Below are 17,027 nucleotides of genomic sequence, written 5' to 3' on the forward strand. Positions count from 1 at the left end.
CTTATTTAGCCTCCGTCTGGGTAGACATTCTGGAATGGGCCAGCGCAATATCTTCAGGGAAATACTTGAACGCACTCTTTACCGGAATCGGCGTCATGCTACCCATGGCACATAAAGACCCGTCGATCATGGTTTCGCAAAGATCATCCAGCAGCGCCAGGTTAGCTTCAACTTTGTCACCCGCTCTGATCTTATCGATCACCTCAACACCCCGGGTGGAGCCAATGCGACATGGCGTACATTTTCCGCATGACTCCTCGACACAGAACTCCATAGAAAAGCGCGCCTGCTCTGTCATATCAACCGATTCGTCAAACACAACCACGCCGCCATGCCCCAAAACCGCACCGATCGCAGCAAAGGCCTCATAGTCCAGTGGTGTATCCCAGTGGCTTTGCGGTAGGTAAGCACCTAATGGCCCACCGACCTGGATAGCCCGCATTGGCAAACCTGTTTCAGTACCACCGGCAAAATCATCAAGTAATTCGCGCAGAGTCGGACCAAATGCAAGTTCGACTAAGCCACCCTGCTTGATGTTACCGGCTAACTGGAATGGCAGAGTTCCGCGTGAGCGCCCCATACCGCAATCAGCATACGCCTTACTACCGTGCGCCATAATGAAAGGCACGGCAGCCAGCGATAGTACATTGTTAACGACAGTAGGCTGACCAAACAATCCTTTTATAGCAGGCAATGGCGGTTTAAAACGCACCACGCCTCGCTTACCTTCCAGACTTTCAAGTAATGATGTTTCTTCGCCACAGATATACGCCGCCGCACCTAAGCGCACCTCAAGGTCGAATTTCTTACCGCTGCCCTGGATGTTTTTACCGAGATAACCCGCTTGGTAAGCGTTAGCAATTGCCTCTTTCATAATCTGATGAGCGACCGGATACTCTGAACGCAGGTAGATATAGCCCTGAGTTGACCCGACCGCTAAACCGGCAATGATCATTCCTTCGACCAGCATCAAAGGATCTGCCTCCATAACTAATCTGTCGGCAAATGTACCCGAATCACCCTCGTCCGCATTACACACAATATATTTTTGATCAGCAGCACAGTCATGCACAGTTTGCCATTTGATACCTGTTGGAAACGCTGCGCCACCACGGCCACGTAAACCCGACGCTTTCACTTCATCAACAATCATCTGACCGCTAAGCGCCAGACTGTTTTCCAGGCCTTTAAAGCCATCATGTAGTTTATAGTCAGCTATAGAAACAGGGTCTGTAATACCCGCACGGGCAAACGTCAGACGCTGCTGTTTTTTCAGATAGGGGATCTCTTCAGGATCACCCAGTGCCAGGCGATGTGTACTCTTGCCTTCAGGCAAACCCGCATCAAACAGGGCGGCAACATCCCTTGCTTCGACTGGGCCATAAGCCACACGGCCATTACCAGTTTGTACTTCTATCATGGGCTCAAGCCAGAACAAACCACGTGAACCATTTCGCACTAACTCAATATCAATCCCACGAGCCTCAGCTTGGGCCAAAATCATACTAACGACTTTCTCGCCGCCCAAGGCCAGCGTGGTGGTATCACGCGGAACATAAATCTTGATGCTCATGATCTGATCTCCAGCGCTACCGTTGTTAACTCATCAACAAGCTGATCGAATTTTTCGGGGGTTACACGACCAATAATATCGTCACCTATACGTATGGATGGACCACAGGCGCAGTTACCTAAACAATAAACATCTTCCAGACTAAACTCCCTGTCCGTCGTTGTTTGGTGATAATCGATACCCAGCTTTGCCTTAACATGTGCTTCTAATGCACGAGACCCACGCGCCTGGCATGCTTCAGCCCGACACACCTCCAATGAATGCCGGCCCGGTGGCGTCATTCGAAAAAGATGGTAGAAGGTAACAACGCCATGAATTTCTGCGCGGGTCTGATGCAACGCATCGGCAATCAGCGGTAACGATTCTGCGGGAATATAACCGGCTAAATTCTGAATACCATGCAAAATCGGAAACAAAGCTCCGGGCTTGTGCTTTAGTGATGTAATCACCTCTTGCACGTCTTGAAGGTCCCATTGCACTAAATCATTCATTGTTGTTGCACCTGTTTTTACTGGCTCTGTGTAGAGGCTGCTTACTGAAAAGTCTTCCGGCTAAAAATCATCAACTACTAACGAGTCAATCTCTACTACTCGGCAGTCGCTTTGCATAAATTCGCATCAGCAAGGATAGTTTTATTATCTTCATGCCTAAAGTTACCATTATCAGGCGATTGTACAAATATGCATTTTTATGCCTATTATATTAAACAGAGTAAAAATAGATAAAATAGGCTATATTTTTTCAATAACAAGCACATATATGTAATTGCATGCCTATTTAAATTATGATTTTTGAATAGCTTCCGGGCACAGAGAAATCAATATCATGACCACTAAACGAATCCAGATTGACCCTGCCTGGGTCTTCCGCGATGAAGCGGGAAATACACTTGATCCTCAGTTATTCCGGCTATTAGCAGAAATACATCAGTTCAAAAAATTAACCTCCGCAGCCAAGGCAGCAGGAATCTCTTATCGTCATGGCTGGAACCTGCTCAACAAATGGGCCGATTTTTTTGGTACTGAGTTAGTCAGACTGGAGAAAGGACGTGGTGCCACATTGACGCCCTTAGGTGAAAAACTGCTCTGGGCAGAACAACGTGTGATGGCCCGTTTTCAACCGCAGATGGCTAACCTTGCATCTGAATTGAATGTCGAAATTCAAAAAGCACTGGTTAATTTAACGCCACTGTTACGTATCCAGGCAAGTCATGGTTATGCCGTCGCGCTACTGCCGCAGGTATGCATTAACCTGCAGCTGGATCTGCAATACAGCAGTCCCTTGGAAGCACTCGCTGCGCTTAATCGTGATGCATGTGACATCGCAGGATTCCATATGCCAACCGGCATTGTTATTCCTCAGCTTCTTGAGCGCTATCAACAACTGCTAAAACCCCGCTCCCACAAAGTCATTCGTTTTATCTCTCGCCAGCAAGGACTGATGGTTGCTAAAAACAACCCGCTGCAGATTGAAACATTAAGCGACTTAACCCGCAGCGGTGTGCGCTTTATCAATCGACAGGAAGACTCAGGCACCCGCGCCCTCTTCGATCAACTCATTTGCAACGAGGGGATTGCTGCTGCAAACATCGACGGATACAGTAACCGGGAATTCACACACTCGGCTGTCGCCGCTTATGTCGCTTCTGACATGGCGGACGCAGGCTTTGGCGTAGAGCAAGCCGCTCATCAGTTTGGCCTGGGGTTTATACCCATCTGCAGCGAAGACTATGTTTTTGTATGTCATCAGAAAAATCTTAAGAAAGCAGCCGTCAACCAATTTATCGATATAATAAAAAGCGAAGCATTCAAGCAGAAAGTACAAACCCTGGCGGGCTATAGAAGCGAACTGAGCGGAACAATCGAGACAATAGAAGAATTAAGCGGCTTTATGACCCTGTAAGCCGCTTTACTTAATGAGAAGAGAAAAGTAAAAATCGCCAACCCCGGTGCCAGATCAAAGTGATGTTAAAGGGATGACCAAAGGTGCCAGCGCCAGCGGGATACCTGAGCGTGCCTTTTCTGTGTCAGGTAAGACATCTGCACTTGGCCAGATACCAGTTAATAACGCCGTTTTATAGGCTGTATCCAAGCCTGATTGACTCATCGTATCCGCCGTGTTTTGAGCATCATATGTTAAGCGATGCCAGCTGATTTCTATAGCATCGGCCAGAGTTGATATCAGCATATACCAACCATCCTGTGTCCCATCGTTAGCGGGCATGCCGATAACGCCCGCATTAAGCCACGCTTTGTTTACGGCTGTTTTAGCAAAAACGCTCTTGCCAAAGACTTCCTTACCAAAGGGAATGCCACCATGCCCACCAATGATAATTCGGGCGTGTGTGTCAGCCAATTGTGCGCTGATCTGTTCAACATCTGACGCGTAGATAAACTGATTTATCTGTTCTGTTCCGCCGTGAACCGCTTCAAACTCAAAACCCGCATAATGAAAACTGATACTGCGTGGCAACTGTTTCATCCACTGCTTATTGTCCCGGCTGATTCGCGGTTTAGAAAAATTAAACCAACCGGCTGATAACAGATCGCAAGAGGTACCTTCTTCAAAACCACAGCCACAATCATCTGCGTCATTACCGAAAGACTCTTCACAGTTCCCCATCACCACGGCAATATCCCATTGACGAATGAGATTAATCGTTTCTTGCGGCGAAGCGCAGTAGGCAACCAAGTCTCCGCTACACAGAACATTAGTGGCAGGAATGGCTAATCGAGTTGCTTCAGCAAGCATAGCTTTGGTGGCTTCAGCGTTACTATAGGGACCACCAAAAACCAATAGAGGATGGCTCTGAACTGGATTAAACAATGTCATGACAAGGTCGCCTCCATAAGATTTTTTTCAGGCTCTTTTGACATATCCTTCATCAGACCTATCCAAAAAAACAAACAACCCAGCATGAGGATAACTACTGATATCGCCAACAGTTTTGTATATTTGTGGTATTCGCCCAATAGCTGTGTGTGCCCGGCTGATTCGACAAAATAGAGTAGCGCACCGGCTAAAGCCAGCATAAAAGTAGCCAGATAACTCCACACAGGAATATTAGTTTTTCCACCCCATAGCGAGAAAAAAATAACAGGTGCAAGATACAGTGACGCGGTACCACTCACGGCAACCGCGCTAAACAGATCTTTGTTACCTAAGAAGACACACAGCAAGCCCATGAGCATAAACAGCGCCATGCTGATACGACCATTGTTAACGCTGGGATTAGCCCACTTCATATCCACGACAACTAATTTAGCAGAGCTGGACAAGGTACTATCCAGTGTCGACATTGCTGAAACCACCAGAGTAATATTAAACAGCAACATGGGAACGTCACCCAGAATACGCAGTAAGACCGCGTTCATCGCTTCGCCAGAGAGCGCTTGTGATCCGGCAATCACACCAAAGGAACCAAACAGAATGATGCATAAAACGCTGATCCAGGCAGCATGTACAAAGCTTTTTCGTGTTGTTTCTCTATCGGCAATAAAACCGCGGTCCATCATCACAGGATCATGCATCGGATAACTCCATACCTGCAGCAAAGCGACTACAAGCAGAATGGGACCAGGATCGGAAATATTAAAGGGTTTAAACAACAGATGCCCGACAGTGGCATTGCCGCTAATGATCACCCATACCGTCAGAATCACCAGCACTACTAAAAACAAGACCATCTGCATCAAGTCAGTACGTAAAGAAGCATGCAAACCGCCCAGCATAGAATAAACCAAAGTAACCACAGCAAACGCTATAACAGCGAACGTATAGGCGCTACTGCCCGCCACACCAAACAGAATGCCAATAACCAGAATATTGGCAAAAATTTCACTCACTAATCTGATACCAATGACGAAGTTATAGCAGCGCGTACCCCAAGCGCCAAAGCGGTGATCAAGGAAAGCCTGAATGCTGCTAAAACCATGTCTGAACCGCACAGAATCAATAATTTTAGCGCCCGTCAGGAACGACAGATAATAGGCAGCATAGGCCAGTGTGCCCCACAGTCCATAGTAGAAGCCGAGTATTGCCGCATTCAGTAATGAACGGGCAAATATCCAGGTAGTCACTTGCGAGAAAACGAGTATCAGTAAACCAGGCTGCTCGCCTGTAGGAGAAAGCCCTTTGAAAAAGGCTGCATCACTTTGAGCTTTAGGGGATAACAGCAGTGATAATACTGCAACAAAACCAACAACAATCGCCAGCGATTGCTCCATAAAACATCCTCATGGAATCAAAATAGGTATCAGATAGTCTGCTTCATGAGTCTGATTACATGAGCATCCATTAGTTCCGCCAAGCAATAAAGAGTAATTTTTTTATAATCGAAACAGATAAAACACGTCCTACCTCTATGAAAATTATCTTTAAGACAGAATGTCAATAATTCCAGCTTCACATAACTTTACATTTCTTAGCACTTTCTCATCTATTTATTCAAAGCTAAGCAGAATAGCATAAAACTTAACTGACTCGTTGAGGAGTACACATCATGCGTGCATTAATAAGAATACAATATGGACTGGCTTCAGCATTACTGGTACTGCTGACCCTTTCGGCAACGGCCAGGGCTGATACTGATATCCGAGCTCATGGGACACTGAACTTTTTCCTTCCTCATGGCTCTGTGTCGCTCGCCATCGGAGAGCCGCGGCATCGACACTATGTCAACACCGACTACCTCTATGAAAAGCGTCGCTACGCGCCTGAGTACAGAAAAGGTCATCACAATTACCAGCATAACCATTACCAGCAAAATAAAAGCTATTACAAAAAAGAGCCTAAACACTATGTCGTTATACAGCAGCCTCATAAACACCATCCGGTATTTATAGATCATCCAAGAAAAGATAATCATGCCAGGCATCAACAGAAGAATGAACGCCAATACTCAAAACAGACCAGGCATGACCACAGCGATGGATCAAAGAGAGACCGTGATCACAAAAGAGACAGGGACCACAAAAGAGACAGGGACCACAAAAGAGAAATGAAAGGGTCTGGTAATAACCGCAATGAGTACATTAACTACAGACACTAGATTAACACTAAAATAGTGGTTGCATTAGTTCACATAGATGACGATTTTTCTGAGCAGTCTCTATGTGAACCCTTTTGAAAAACTTGATATAGATACTTACTTAGCTTAGATGTAGTAGCTCAGACTTGATCTGACAGTTACCCGTTTTCAAACGATGCCTGTCAGTTTAGATCTGAATAAATTATTACTTAAATTGCACGATCAACGATAAGGTTAAGACATGATTTTTTAGCCGCCGGCTTAAATCAGCAGGCTTTCATGTAATGAATTTAATTATGGACAGACTTCACTGATTACCTTTCTGAATCATTCTAATAAAATATATTAATTCAAGAACACTGGCGAACTTAACCTTTTCGGCACTTATTTCAGATACGACAGGATCGCTTTTTTCTTCTGTCTCCTGCTTATAGCCTTTTTTCCAAACGGGCATATCTCGACTATCTTCACCGGACGCTTCACCGGACGCATCACTGGACGTTAACGTTCGTCGATCAATTATCTGAAAAGCGCTCTCAAAGGGACGCTCTCTGACATGAAAAGCGGGGGGTATATCAGGTTTATACCTTAACATGAGAGGCACATCTGTACCGATTATCTCTACCGCTACTGCCAGATGACTGTAAAAAAATGACATAATAAAAATAAGAGGCACGCTGGATCTTTTAATAAACATTTTCAATTGAAAAACATTAAACATCATATCCCCCTAAACACATTAGCTTCGGCTCGGGATCTCTCTCTATACTCTCTCTATGACCCCTTATTCATCGAAGATTTGTTCATTCAATATCCCTGTAAAACAAATATTACTTATATATAAATGATTACACTTATATTTAATTTTTGTCAATTGAAATGAGTACGTCTTGATTTTTTTTGATATGGTAATGACAGTGCTTAATTGCTAAGCACTATCAACAAGCCAGATAAGCAAGAAGCCAGATAAGCTAAGTATAATCAAAAGAGCACTTTTATGAGTGCTCTACTAACACCTCATCTTCAGTATCCAGCCCCAGAAAACCGCCGGTCTGATGCGCCCATAATTGCGCATAGATACCACCCAATGCAACCAACTCCTGATGCGTCCCCTGCTCCACTATCTTGCCCTGATCCATGACAATTAAGCGGTCCATCGCGGCAATCGTAGACAGCCGGTGAGCAATGGCGATAACCGTTTTTCCTTCCATCAGTTTATTTAAACTATGCTGAATCGCGGCTTCTACTTCTGAATCCAATGCAGAGGTTGCTTCATCCAGAATCAGGATGGGTGCATTTTTTAATAAAACGCGTGCAATAGCTATGCGCTGCCGCTGGCCACCCGATAGTTTCACTCCGCGCTCACCGACCTGAGCATCTAAGCCAACTCGTCCACCCGGATCCGTGAGTTTTTTGATAAAGTCGCTGGCTTCTGCTTTTTCTGTTGCAGCCTGCAGCTCTGCTTCAGAAGCATCTGGTCGACCATAGAGAATATTATCACGCACAGAGCGGTGTAGCAGCGAGGTATCCTGGGTCACCATGCCGATATGCTGGCGAAGAGATTCCTGCGAAACCTGGCTGATATCCTGCCCATCGATCAGAATACGGCCTGTTCCGACATCATAAAAACGCATCAGCAAGTTGACCAGCGTGGATTTTCCTGCACCGGATCGTCCGACGATACCAATCTTTTCACCGGGTTTAATATCCAGATTTAAGTGATCAATCACACCCGTGGTTTTTCCATAATGGAATCCAACACGCTCAAACATCACTGAGCCTTGTGTCACCACGAGCGCTTTCGCATTTGGGATATCCGGTACTTCCTGAGGGCTGGATAAAGTTTTCATACCATCGGCCACTGTACCGATATTTTCAAACAGTGCGCTGATCTCCCACATAATCCATTGGGCCATACCATTAATACGCAGTGCCAGACTGACAGCTACCGCAATGGCACCGACAGTAATCGCGTTATCTTTCCATAGCCAGATTGAAAATGCCGCCACACAAAATGCCAGAAAATAATTGATAAACTGCACACAAAAATTAAGACCGGTGACTAAGCGCATCTGCCGGTAAACAGTGTCCAGAAAGCCACTCATCCCCTCCTCGGCATATGCCGATTCCCTGTCAGTATGAGAGAAGAGTTTAACGGTTTGAATATTGGTATAGCTGTCGACGATACGCCCGGTCATCATGCTGCGCGCATCGGCTTGCTCGGTAGAGACACGCTTTAGTTTAGGTACAAAGTAAGCTTGAATGCCAATATAACAACCCATCCACAGCAGCATAGGAATAATCAGGCGAATATCAGCTTGCGCTACCAATACAACGATCGAGATGAAGTACACCAATACAAACATCATGACATCGAGCAGCTTCATGACGGTTTCACGGATCGCCAACGAAGTTTGCATCACCTTGGTGGCAATACGCCCGGCAAAGTCGTTACTGTAAAAAGAGATACTTTGTTTAAGCAGGTAGCGATGCGCCATCCAGCGTATCGCCATTGGATAGTTGCCTAATAAAGTCTGGTGAACAATCAGCCCATGCAGCAAGACTAATAAGGGAAGAACCACCAACACCATCAGGCTCATGGTCAGCAGTCGCCCACCCTCATCCTGAAAGAGCGTTTCGGGGGTTTTGGTCACCAACCAGTCAACCAACTCACCCATAAAACCAAACAGAGTAACTTCAGCGATAGCAATTAAGGCAGTGAGCACAGCCATCATTAACAGATAGATCTCACTGCCTTTGGTGTAGTGGCGGCAAAATTCATACACGCCTTTGGGCGGTTGCTGCGGTTCCTGGGGTGGGAACGGTGCGACCAATCGCTCAAAAAATGCAAACATGGAGTGTCCTTATTATGTTGTCGACTAAGAAGATTTCAAGGCGACAAATAATACCACTAATGCAGTTTCATTTTCGGTTTTACACTACTGCCAATTTTCTGCGCCAACATCACACCGGAGGCTCTCAGCCAGCCATGAATCGCTATCTGATGCATGCGATACAGAGAGATATAAACAAAGCGTGCGATACGTCCTTCGACAAACATTGTGCCTTTATTCAAATTCCCCATCAGGCTGCCTACCGTGCTGTACTTACTCAGGTTCACCAAAGATCCATGATCTTTATAGTTATAAGGCTGCAGTACTTTATTTTGCATCTGTAATTTGATGTTCTTGCGTACCAGGTCGGCCATCTGATGAGCTGACTGTGCTCTGGGCGGGACCCAGTTGCCATCCGGTTGCTGACATGCACAACAGTCACCAATCACAAAGACCCTATCATCAGTAGTACTCTGTAAGGTCGGTTTAACGAGTATCTGACCAATCCGGTTTGTCTCAAACAGTGGCAAGGATTTAACAAAATCCGGCGCTTTAACGCCCGCCGCCCATACGGTTAAATCTGCTGTTACACGGCTTCCACCTTCGGTTTCAAATCCTTCCTGATCAGCACCAATGACCCGGGTGTTTTCCAGAATCTGCACACCGAGTTTTTGTAACTCACGGCGTACCGAGGTCGCGATCCGCTCAGGTAAAGCAGGAAGCAAACGCGGGCCCGCTTCAATCAGCGAGATTTTTAAGCGCTTGGCTGACATCTGCGGCATTCCATACACTTTAAGCAAGTCTGCCACATGATAAAGTTCGGCTGCCAGTTCTACGCCTGTCGCCCCGCCTCCGACAATCGCTAATTGAAGCACACTTTGATCAGACTGCTGATTAATCCTGAGGAAGTGATTTAGCATTGACCGGTGAAAACGCTCAGCCTGCTGGTGAGAGTCCAGATAATAGCAATTCTCAGCCACCCCCGGCGTGCCAAAATCATTACTCACGCTACCCACTGCCATGACTAATATGTCATAGGCAATTTCTCGTTCAGGTAGTACCTCTTTGCCTTCTTCATCATTCAGCGCCTGTAGATTGATCACCTTTTTAGCATGATCTATACCGATCATCGTTCCTTGTTGGAACTGATAATGGTGCAAACTGGAATGGGCGCGATAATTCACACCATCCGTATTGATATCTAAAGAGCCGGTAGCGATTTCATGTAATAACGGCTTCCAGATATGCGAGCGGTTTTTATCTACCAGAATAATTTCAGCCTGTTTATTTTTAGCTTTGCCCAGTTGGTGACCTAACCGGCTTGCTAGCTCAAGGCCGCCTGCACCGCCTCCGACAATTACAATAGTTTGCATGTTATGTCCTTAAAATAGTATCAGGCGAATATTCTCAAGTAGAACATTCGCCTGATCTATCTAATGAGACCTCTAAGAGCTCATGAAACCATATTAACCTCATCAAACCTCTGCCGGGATGGCCAGACTAGCGTTTAATAGCAATGATCAACTACTAGCCCTTAAGACCAAACACCTCATACTTTGGTAGCAACACCATACACAAGTTTAATGAATATTAAAATAAAGTGAGTCTGCTATCGCAGATGGCCCCATCAAATAGGCGAATTCATATCTGCACGCGTTTGAAAATGCTTCGACTATACTTCATTTATACTAAATCTATGGATGAACCTTTGTTGTCATCTCGCTAACAGTAACATGCGCTTAACATTCATCTTGCAACAGCAGGATTCAAATAATGGATATAACAGCGGAATCAAAAACAAGTTTTACCATGCCTAATGAAATGACACCCGCTTTCATCGTGCCAGTATTAGCGGGCGGGGGGAGCAGGCTTTCTGCGCATATTGGTGTATTAACGGCGCTTAAGGAGATGGGGCTCCGGTTTCCATCACTGGTCGGAGTTTCAGGAGGGAGTATTGTTGGCGCCTTATTTGCAGCAGGCTATTCTCTTAATCAGATCAGAATTATCGCTGAAGAAACCGATTTTAGCCAATTCCTAGGCCAGTCACTCTATCGGTTATTACGCACAGGAGGGCTGTCGACAGGAAATCGTTTCGAAGAATGGATGGACAATAAACTCAACGGCGCTACTTTCGCCGATCTTGAATATCCTTTTCATGTGGTAGCCACCGATGTTCGTTCCGGACTACCCGTCGTTTTCGATAAAAAAAGAACACCCCATCTTAAAGTTTCGTTGGCCGTGCGTTTTTCGATGTCAATTCCGATTATTTTCAGCTTCAAAGAATTTGAAGGACACCTGATGGTGGATGGTAGCATTCTATCAGAGGAGTCTTTGCAACAAGACTGGGCCGGAGACGGATCACCGGTGGTGGTGTTTCGACTAAGTAGTATTCAAGAAAGAGCGGAGACAAAGAAAATCAGGTATTTTCCGCTGATTGGCTATTTGTCATTATTAATCCGGACATTTATGACGACGATGTCCAGAGAATACATTAGTGAACACTTCTGGCATTCCACAGTTGTTATTCATGCCGGTAGTATCTCGCCTACCGAGTTTCGCCTCAATGCCGAACAAAAGAACGCGCTTTTTCAGGTCGGTTACGCAACGACACGGCGCATTGTCCCCATGAAGATGGCAAAAATCCTGCCGGTATTTTCACGCTAATCAGACAACGCCGCCGATTTTTACGACTAGCCTCCTGTCATATTCATAAAGCGAACTATTTGAACATCCCCATCCGCGGTAAAACGGTGCTCTTCAGGCTTATGCTGCATGGCTTTACGTATCTCCTCTTTTAAACGCTCAAGATCACCCGGATAGCGGCGCAGTATCGCTTTAAGATCGACTGAGTGTTCGTTACCCAAACATAAGAGCAGCATCCCTTCAGCCGTGACCCGAACCCGATTACAGTCACCACAAAAATTATGGCTATGCGGGGAGATAAAACCGATACGGCTATGACTGTCTTGCATGCGCCAGTACTTTGCCGGGCCGCCACTCGACTCTGTTGTCGGCATCAGAGGAAACTGCTCGGTGATCAAGGCTTTTACCTGATCACTACTAAAATAAGTTTCTGCACGATCATGCTCAGCAATCACACCTAACGGCATCTCCTCAATAAAGCTAAGATCGATCTTTTTTTCGCGCGCGAATCTTACCAGATCAACAACTTCATCATCATTGCGGCCATGCAACACGACGCTGTTCAACTTGATGCCTTTAAAGCCAACATCACAGGCCGCATCAATTCCGGCAATGACCTGCTCTAAATTACCGGTGCGTGTCAGCGTTTTAAAACGATCTTCCTGCAGGCTATCTAAACTGATATTAATTCGTGTTAACCCAGCATCTTTAAGCTGTTGAGCATAACGGGGCAATTGCGATCCATTGGTGGTTAAGCAGAAGTCCTTTAAGCCTGGCAATGCACCGACCCCTTTAAACAGCTTAACAACATCTCTGCGTACCAGCGGCTCACCTCCGGTAAAACGAATTTTGTTAACGCCCAGCTCAGTAAATGCCCGCGCTATCGCATGAATCTCCTCCAGCGATAGCACTTGTGCGCGTGGAAGGAAAGTCATCTTCTCACTCATACAGTACACACAACGAAAATCGCAACGATCAGTTACTGAAATCCGTAAATAAGTGATCTGTCTTCCAAACCGGTCTACCAGTTGCTCGCTAGCCATTTTCCACCTTCGTTTTATAGCCGGTCACTTCACAGCAGATCGCTGAAAGGCTGAATCAAGACTCGATCACCCGCTTCAACCTGGCTATATTGCTCCCCGATCTCGATCAGACAATTGGCCTGCACCATCGAGGTTAAAATTCCAGACCCTTGTGCACCGGTGGTTTGCACCACCAACTCACCCTGATCATTAATACGATAGACGCCCCGACTGTAATCGATACGCCCTGCACGTGATTTAATCTTTTCTTCTGCTACAGCCATCATTTTAATGGGCTGCCATCCCTTCTGCCCCATCATTTTTCTAAGGGCTGGCTGCACAAATTGCAAAAAAGTTACCATCACGGCAACAGGATTTCCTGGCAAACCAAAAAACGGGGCCTGGCCCACCTTACCAAAAGCCAATGGCCGACCTGGTCGCATTGCAACCCGCCAAAAACCTATATCACCGACAGCTTCCAGTGCTTGTTTGATATAATCTGCCTGGCCCATCGACACTCCACCCGATGAGATTACCATATCAGCTTGCTGAGATGCTTCACTTAATACGCGTTGCATAGTGACTTGCGAGTCTTCAATTATGCCCAAATCGACAACAGAACATCCCATTCGCTGCAATAAGCCTGTAAGCGTAAAACGGTTAGTATCATAAATGCAATTTTCCGGTAAGGCTTGCCCTTGGGCGACCACTTCGTCACCTGTCGAAAAAATGGCAACACGCAAAGGCTTAAATACGGCGACGTTCTGCATGCCTAACGAGGCCAGCAGACCTTGTTCTTGAGGTCGAATTAAACTCCCGGCAGACAAGGCTACCGAACCCGATTTAATATCTTCACCTTTGAGGCGTACATGCTGCCCTGTTTCCACGCTACCGGAGAAGAATATTTGCCCGCTCTCTCGTGTCACCGCTTCACGAATAACGATCGAGTCTGCGCCGACAGGCAAAGCAGCACCGGTCATGATCTCAACGGCTTCACCTGCAGCCAAAGTGCCGGCGTAGGCTCCGCCTGCTAATACCTGACCAACAACTGTGAACCTGTGCTGCTTCTGAGAGGCGTTTTTTTCAGAGGAAAGTTCTGCCGCGCCAATAGCATAGCCATCCATCGCTGAATTAGTCTGTTGTGGAACATCAAAAACAGACACCTGATCTTCAGCCAGAACCCGATTGATGGCCTGCGAAAGGGGTATCGTTTCAACCTGTTCCGGCGTGGCTATTTGAGACAGAATACGTGCAACACTCTCTGCAACCGTTAACATCCCGCCAGGATTCGCTACCGGATCAAAGCAATTAATGGCGTCGCTCATGATCTCTCTCCTTTTAAATAGTGCTGAATAAACGCGGCAATTTGCTGAATATTATTCAGATCTAATAACGGAATATCACTGTCCAATGAAATAACCTCATCGCAGGCAACCGCGATAATATTTTCATCGTTCACATGAAGTTGCGGTTTATTAACCTCTTGACGATAAAGCTCAATCTTCGGAAAACTGACTTTTTTGAAACCTTCGACTAACACCAGATCCAATTTGGAATGATCTAACTGGTGCAGCATTTTTGACAGCGATGGCCTACCCTCCTGATGTTCTTCAACCATTAGCGCCCAGCGTTTAGAAGAACAGATCAGCATCTGATCAGCCCCGGCATGACGAAGCTCGTAACTATCCTTACCTGGGTGATCTACATCAAACTGATGATGAGCATGTTTTATTACACCCACCCTGATCCCCTGTGCTTTAAGCACAGGTAATAACTGTTTGAGCAAGGTCGTTTTACCGGTACCACTCCAGGCAGCCAGTCCTAGTAATTTGGGCATCTGCTGTAATTCGTCAATATCGCTTTTACGGTTTACATTAACAAAAGCATCCGGGTAATCTGAAAAATCAACATCAACCATACGTTGCTGCGCATACCAACGATCTATCTTGCGCTCACCTTCTGCCAATATAGCCTGTACGCTTTCCAGCAAGTTTCTTTTTATTAAAGCCACCACCGGCTGAAGACGCTTGCCATCATGAGCCACGGCTATGTCTGCACCCTGCTGCATGGCTCTGTCCAGCATTCGTGTGGCCAACGTTTCTGGTAAGAAAGGCCCGTCACAAGGAACAAATAATACCCAATCAGTAGTCGCATGATGCAAACCGGTAGCAATCCCCATCAGAGGACCTTCAAAACCAGCTTCAAGGTCTGTTATGACCGGCAAACTCAATGTGCCGTATGCATCCAAGCTACGATTTGCATTGATCAGGCAACGAGAAACCTGTGGCAATATTCTATCCAATACATGATGAATCAATGGTTTTCCGTTTAGATCCATCCACCCTTTATCGACACCTCCCATTCGGCTGGCCTTACCTCCGGCCAGCACCACCGCGGTTATCTGCTCAGTGCTGGACATAGCGTTGCAGCTCCATCTGGGTATCAACTTCATTGGTAACAACTTCATGAACCACACTTTCGAGAGAAGAGCTTTCGTGAAGAGCACCACTTTCCAATAGGAGGTGACGCGTACAGAGTTCTGTCACCCGATTACTCTGATGACTTGAAACCATAACGGTGGTTCCCTGCTCCAACAGCTGCCTGACCAGTTCTGCTACCGTGCTGACTGAATGACGATCCAGATTAGCGGTAGGCTCGTCGAGTAAGAGTATACGCGGCGCTAAGATCCATGCACGCGCTAGCGCCAGCCGTTGTCTTTCACCACCGGAAAGCGAACAAGCGGGATGCTCTGCAAGATGCCCTAACCGAGCCCATACCAAAGCCTGCTGCACTTTGGTTTTAACCTCTTGCCGGCTCCCCCCGCGAAGCTTCAGGCCATAAGCAAGGTTATCAATAACTGTGCTCATAAAAACATACGGGGTCTGGTGTAAATAAATCACATCTGGATGAATCCGGTTTGACCACCAACGACGCTGTTTTGGCGTTACCATTACCTTACCGCTGCAGGGCTTTTCCAGCCCCGCCATAATTTTCATCAAGGTGGTTTTACCCGCACCATTTTCACCCTTTAAGTGCAAGCTTTCACCTTCCGTGATCCGCAGCTTCTCAATAGTGAACAACTCACGAGTTGCGAAGCGCTTCACAAGATTATCTATGTTTAATTCAAGGCCCACGCGAGTTCCCTCATAAAGTAATTGATGACTTCTCTCTTCAGACCGACACCTTCAAACCTAGTTGTTCAGACCAGCTGCCCTTTACCACGCACTGAGGCCAACGCAAAGTTCAATACCAGCGCTAAAAGCAGCAACACCAAGCCTAATGCAATGCCCTGAGCGAACTCCCCTTTACTGGTTTCCAGTGCGATGGCTGTCGGAATATTACGGCTATAACCGAGAATATTTCCGCCCACCATCATTGAACAACCCACTTCAGATATAATCCGGCTAAAGCCAGCCAGCATAGCGGCCAATAAAGCGAATCGCGCTTCACACGCCAAGGTAATCGCGGCCCTGCCGCAATGCGCGCCAAGTGTGCGTGCCGTTTCCCATGCGCGCCGGTCAATACCCTGAAAGGCGGCATGGCTCATACAAACCAGGATAGGAAAGCACAGAAGGATTTGCCCGATCACCATCGCCGGCTGACTGAATAACAGGTGCAACTCACCAAAAGGCCCGTTACGTGATAACAGCAAATACAGCGTTAGCCCTATAACAACGGTCGGCACTGACATTAGCGCATTAAACACCGCGATCAGCACCCAGCGCCCCGGAAAATCGATTATCGCTAACAAAAAACCAACAAGTATGGCCGGTATCGCCGATAATAAAATGGCCATAATAGATACCCTGAAAGAAACACCAATAATGCTCCATAACTCAGCATCCAGGTTGAATAACAACGCCAGAGCTTCTTTACAGGTACTCAACAGACTCATGTCCATCAGTAGTCCATACGACTAGTTACAA

Annotated in this window: 15 protein-coding genes; 3 read left to right on the forward strand and 12 right to left on the reverse strand. The window is 46.4% G+C overall.

Going from position 1 to position 17,027, the window contains the following annotated elements; translation table 11 throughout:
* Position 1: 1 nt before the first annotated feature.
* Complete coding sequence (locus tag ABY436_RS00550) at positions 2-1,573, reverse strand: formate dehydrogenase beta subunit (protein WP_372737078.1); 1,572 nt, start codon at positions 1,571-1,573, stop codon at positions 2-4.
* A complete protein-coding gene (locus ABY436_RS00555; RefSeq protein WP_372737079.1) occupies positions 1,570-2,064 on the reverse strand; it encodes a formate dehydrogenase subunit gamma in 495 nt (164 codons plus the stop codon). The genes ABY436_RS00550 and ABY436_RS00555 overlap by 4 nt, the downstream gene beginning before the upstream one ends.
* Positions 2,065-2,398: 334 nt before the next feature.
* Between ABY436_RS00555 and ABY436_RS00560 the strand changes: the two genes are divergently transcribed.
* Entirely contained in the window at positions 2,399-3,475 is a 1,077-nt protein-coding gene (locus ABY436_RS00560; protein ID WP_372737080.1) for a substrate-binding domain-containing protein, read from the forward strand.
* Positions 3,476-3,529: 54 nt separating this feature from the next.
* Here the strand turns inward: ABY436_RS00560 and ABY436_RS00565 are convergent, their stop codons facing one another.
* Positions 3,530-4,405: a metallophosphoesterase gene (locus ABY436_RS00565; RefSeq protein WP_372737081.1), complete on the reverse strand. Its 876-nt coding sequence runs from the start codon at positions 4,403-4,405 to the stop codon at positions 3,530-3,532.
* A complete protein-coding gene (locus tag ABY436_RS00570; RefSeq protein ID WP_372737082.1) occupies positions 4,402-5,799 on the reverse strand; it encodes a sodium:proline symporter in 1,398 nt (465 codons plus the stop codon). The genes ABY436_RS00565 and ABY436_RS00570 overlap by 4 nt, the downstream gene beginning before the upstream one ends.
* Positions 5,800-6,074: 275 nt before the next feature.
* Here ABY436_RS00570 and ABY436_RS00575 point away from each other — a divergent pair, with 275 nt between their 5' ends.
* Positions 6,075-6,623, forward strand: a complete 549-nt coding sequence (locus tag ABY436_RS00575) for a hypothetical protein (RefSeq protein WP_372737083.1) — start codon at positions 6,075-6,077, stop codon at positions 6,621-6,623.
* A gap of 286 nt (positions 6,624-6,909) precedes the next feature.
* Here ABY436_RS00575 and ABY436_RS00580 read toward each other — a convergent pair whose 3' ends face one another.
* From ABY436_RS00580 to ABY436_RS00590, 3 genes are all read right to left on the reverse strand, one after another.
* Positions 6,910-7,197, reverse strand: coding sequence for a hypothetical protein (locus ABY436_RS00580; RefSeq protein WP_372737084.1), 288 nt, complete (start codon positions 7,195-7,197; stop codon positions 6,910-6,912).
* 400 nt (positions 7,198-7,597) lie between these two features.
* Entirely contained in the window at positions 7,598-9,457 is a 1,860-nt protein-coding gene (locus tag ABY436_RS00585; protein ID WP_372737085.1) for an ABC transporter ATP-binding protein, read from the reverse strand.
* A gap of 56 nt (positions 9,458-9,513) precedes the next feature.
* On the reverse strand, positions 9,514-10,809 hold the full coding sequence (locus ABY436_RS00590) for an NAD(P)/FAD-dependent oxidoreductase (protein WP_372737086.1): 1,296 nt from the start codon (positions 10,807-10,809) through the stop codon (positions 9,514-9,516).
* A gap of 400 nt (positions 10,810-11,209) precedes the next feature.
* On the opposite strand from ABY436_RS00590, the gene ABY436_RS00595 reads away from it, so the two are divergent.
* Positions 11,210-12,100 (forward strand): patatin-like phospholipase family protein, encoded by an 891-nt coding sequence (locus tag ABY436_RS00595; protein ID WP_372737087.1) that lies wholly within the window; start codon positions 11,210-11,212, stop codon positions 12,098-12,100.
* 26 nt (positions 12,101-12,126) lie between these two features.
* On the opposite strand, the gene moaA is transcribed toward ABY436_RS00595, so the two are convergent.
* The 5 genes from moaA to ABY436_RS00620 all read right to left on the reverse strand — a co-directional run bounded on the left by moaA (position 12,127) and on the right by ABY436_RS00620 (position 17,002).
* A complete protein-coding gene (gene moaA, locus ABY436_RS00600) occupies positions 12,127-13,122 on the reverse strand; it encodes a GTP 3',8-cyclase MoaA (protein WP_372737088.1) in 996 nt (331 codons plus the stop codon).
* A 29-nt stretch (positions 13,123-13,151) separates the two neighbouring features.
* Positions 13,152-14,426 carry a bifunctional molybdopterin-guanine dinucleotide biosynthesis adaptor protein MobB/molybdopterin molybdotransferase MoeA gene (locus ABY436_RS00605; RefSeq protein WP_372737089.1) on the reverse strand — a complete coding sequence of 425 codons (1,275 nt, stop codon included), beginning with the start codon at positions 14,424-14,426 and terminating at the stop codon, positions 13,152-13,154.
* Complete coding sequence (gene mobA, locus ABY436_RS00610) at positions 14,423-15,520, reverse strand: molybdenum cofactor guanylyltransferase MobA (RefSeq protein ID WP_372737090.1); 1,098 nt, start codon at positions 15,518-15,520, stop codon at positions 14,423-14,425. The genes ABY436_RS00605 and mobA overlap by 4 nt, the downstream gene beginning before the upstream one ends.
* Entirely contained in the window at positions 15,507-16,235 is a 729-nt protein-coding gene (locus tag ABY436_RS00615; protein ID WP_372737091.1) for an energy-coupling factor ABC transporter ATP-binding protein, read from the reverse strand. The genes mobA and ABY436_RS00615 overlap by 14 nt, the downstream gene beginning before the upstream one ends.
* A gap of 65 nt (positions 16,236-16,300) precedes the next feature.
* A complete protein-coding gene (locus ABY436_RS00620; RefSeq protein ID WP_198064199.1) occupies positions 16,301-17,002 on the reverse strand; it encodes an ABC transporter permease in 702 nt (233 codons plus the stop codon).
* Positions 17,003-17,027: the final 25 nt, after the last annotated feature.

Origin of the sequence: Neptunomonas sp. (assembly GCF_041601355.1) — a bacterium.
Taxonomy (GTDB): domain Bacteria; phylum Pseudomonadota; class Gammaproteobacteria; order Pseudomonadales; family Balneatricaceae; genus Neptunomonas.

Excerpts from the sequence above, each read along its gene's own strand:
- ABY436_RS00550 (WP_372737078.1), bottom strand. The coding sequence starts at position 1,573 with ATGAGCATCAAGATTTATGTTCCGCGTGATACCACCACGCTGGCCTTG.
- ABY436_RS00555 (WP_372737079.1), bottom strand. The coding sequence starts at position 2,064 with ATGAATGATTTAGTGCAATGGGACCTTCAAGACGTGCAAGAGGTGATT.
- ABY436_RS00560 (WP_372737080.1), top strand. The coding sequence starts at position 2,399 with ATGACCACTAAACGAATCCAGATTGACCCTGCCTGGGTCTTCCGCGAT.
- ABY436_RS00565 (WP_372737081.1), bottom strand. The coding sequence starts at position 4,405 with ATGACATTGTTTAATCCAGTTCAGAGCCATCCTCTATTGGTTTTTGGT.
- ABY436_RS00570 (WP_372737082.1), bottom strand. The coding sequence starts at position 5,799 with ATGGAGCAATCGCTGGCGATTGTTGTTGGTTTTGTTGCAGTATTATCA.
- ABY436_RS00575 (WP_372737083.1), top strand. The coding sequence starts at position 6,075 with ATGCGTGCATTAATAAGAATACAATATGGACTGGCTTCAGCATTACTG.
- ABY436_RS00580 (WP_372737084.1), bottom strand. The coding sequence starts at position 7,197 with ATGTTAAGGTATAAACCTGATATACCCCCCGCTTTTCATGTCAGAGAG.
- ABY436_RS00585 (WP_372737085.1), bottom strand. The coding sequence starts at position 9,457 with ATGTTTGCATTTTTTGAGCGATTGGTCGCACCGTTCCCACCCCAGGAA.
- ABY436_RS00590 (WP_372737086.1), bottom strand. The coding sequence starts at position 10,809 with ATGCAAACTATTGTAATTGTCGGAGGCGGTGCAGGCGGCCTTGAGCTA.
- ABY436_RS00595 (WP_372737087.1), top strand. The coding sequence starts at position 11,210 with ATGGATATAACAGCGGAATCAAAAACAAGTTTTACCATGCCTAATGAA.
- moaA (WP_372737088.1), bottom strand. The coding sequence starts at position 13,122 with ATGGCTAGCGAGCAACTGGTAGACCGGTTTGGAAGACAGATCACTTAT.
- ABY436_RS00605 (WP_372737089.1), bottom strand. The coding sequence starts at position 14,426 with ATGAGCGACGCCATTAATTGCTTTGATCCGGTAGCGAATCCTGGCGGG.
- mobA (WP_372737090.1), bottom strand. The coding sequence starts at position 15,520 with ATGTCCAGCACTGAGCAGATAACCGCGGTGGTGCTGGCCGGAGGTAAG.
- ABY436_RS00620 (WP_198064199.1), bottom strand. The coding sequence starts at position 17,002 with ATGGACATGAGTCTGTTGAGTACCTGTAAAGAAGCTCTGGCGTTGTTA.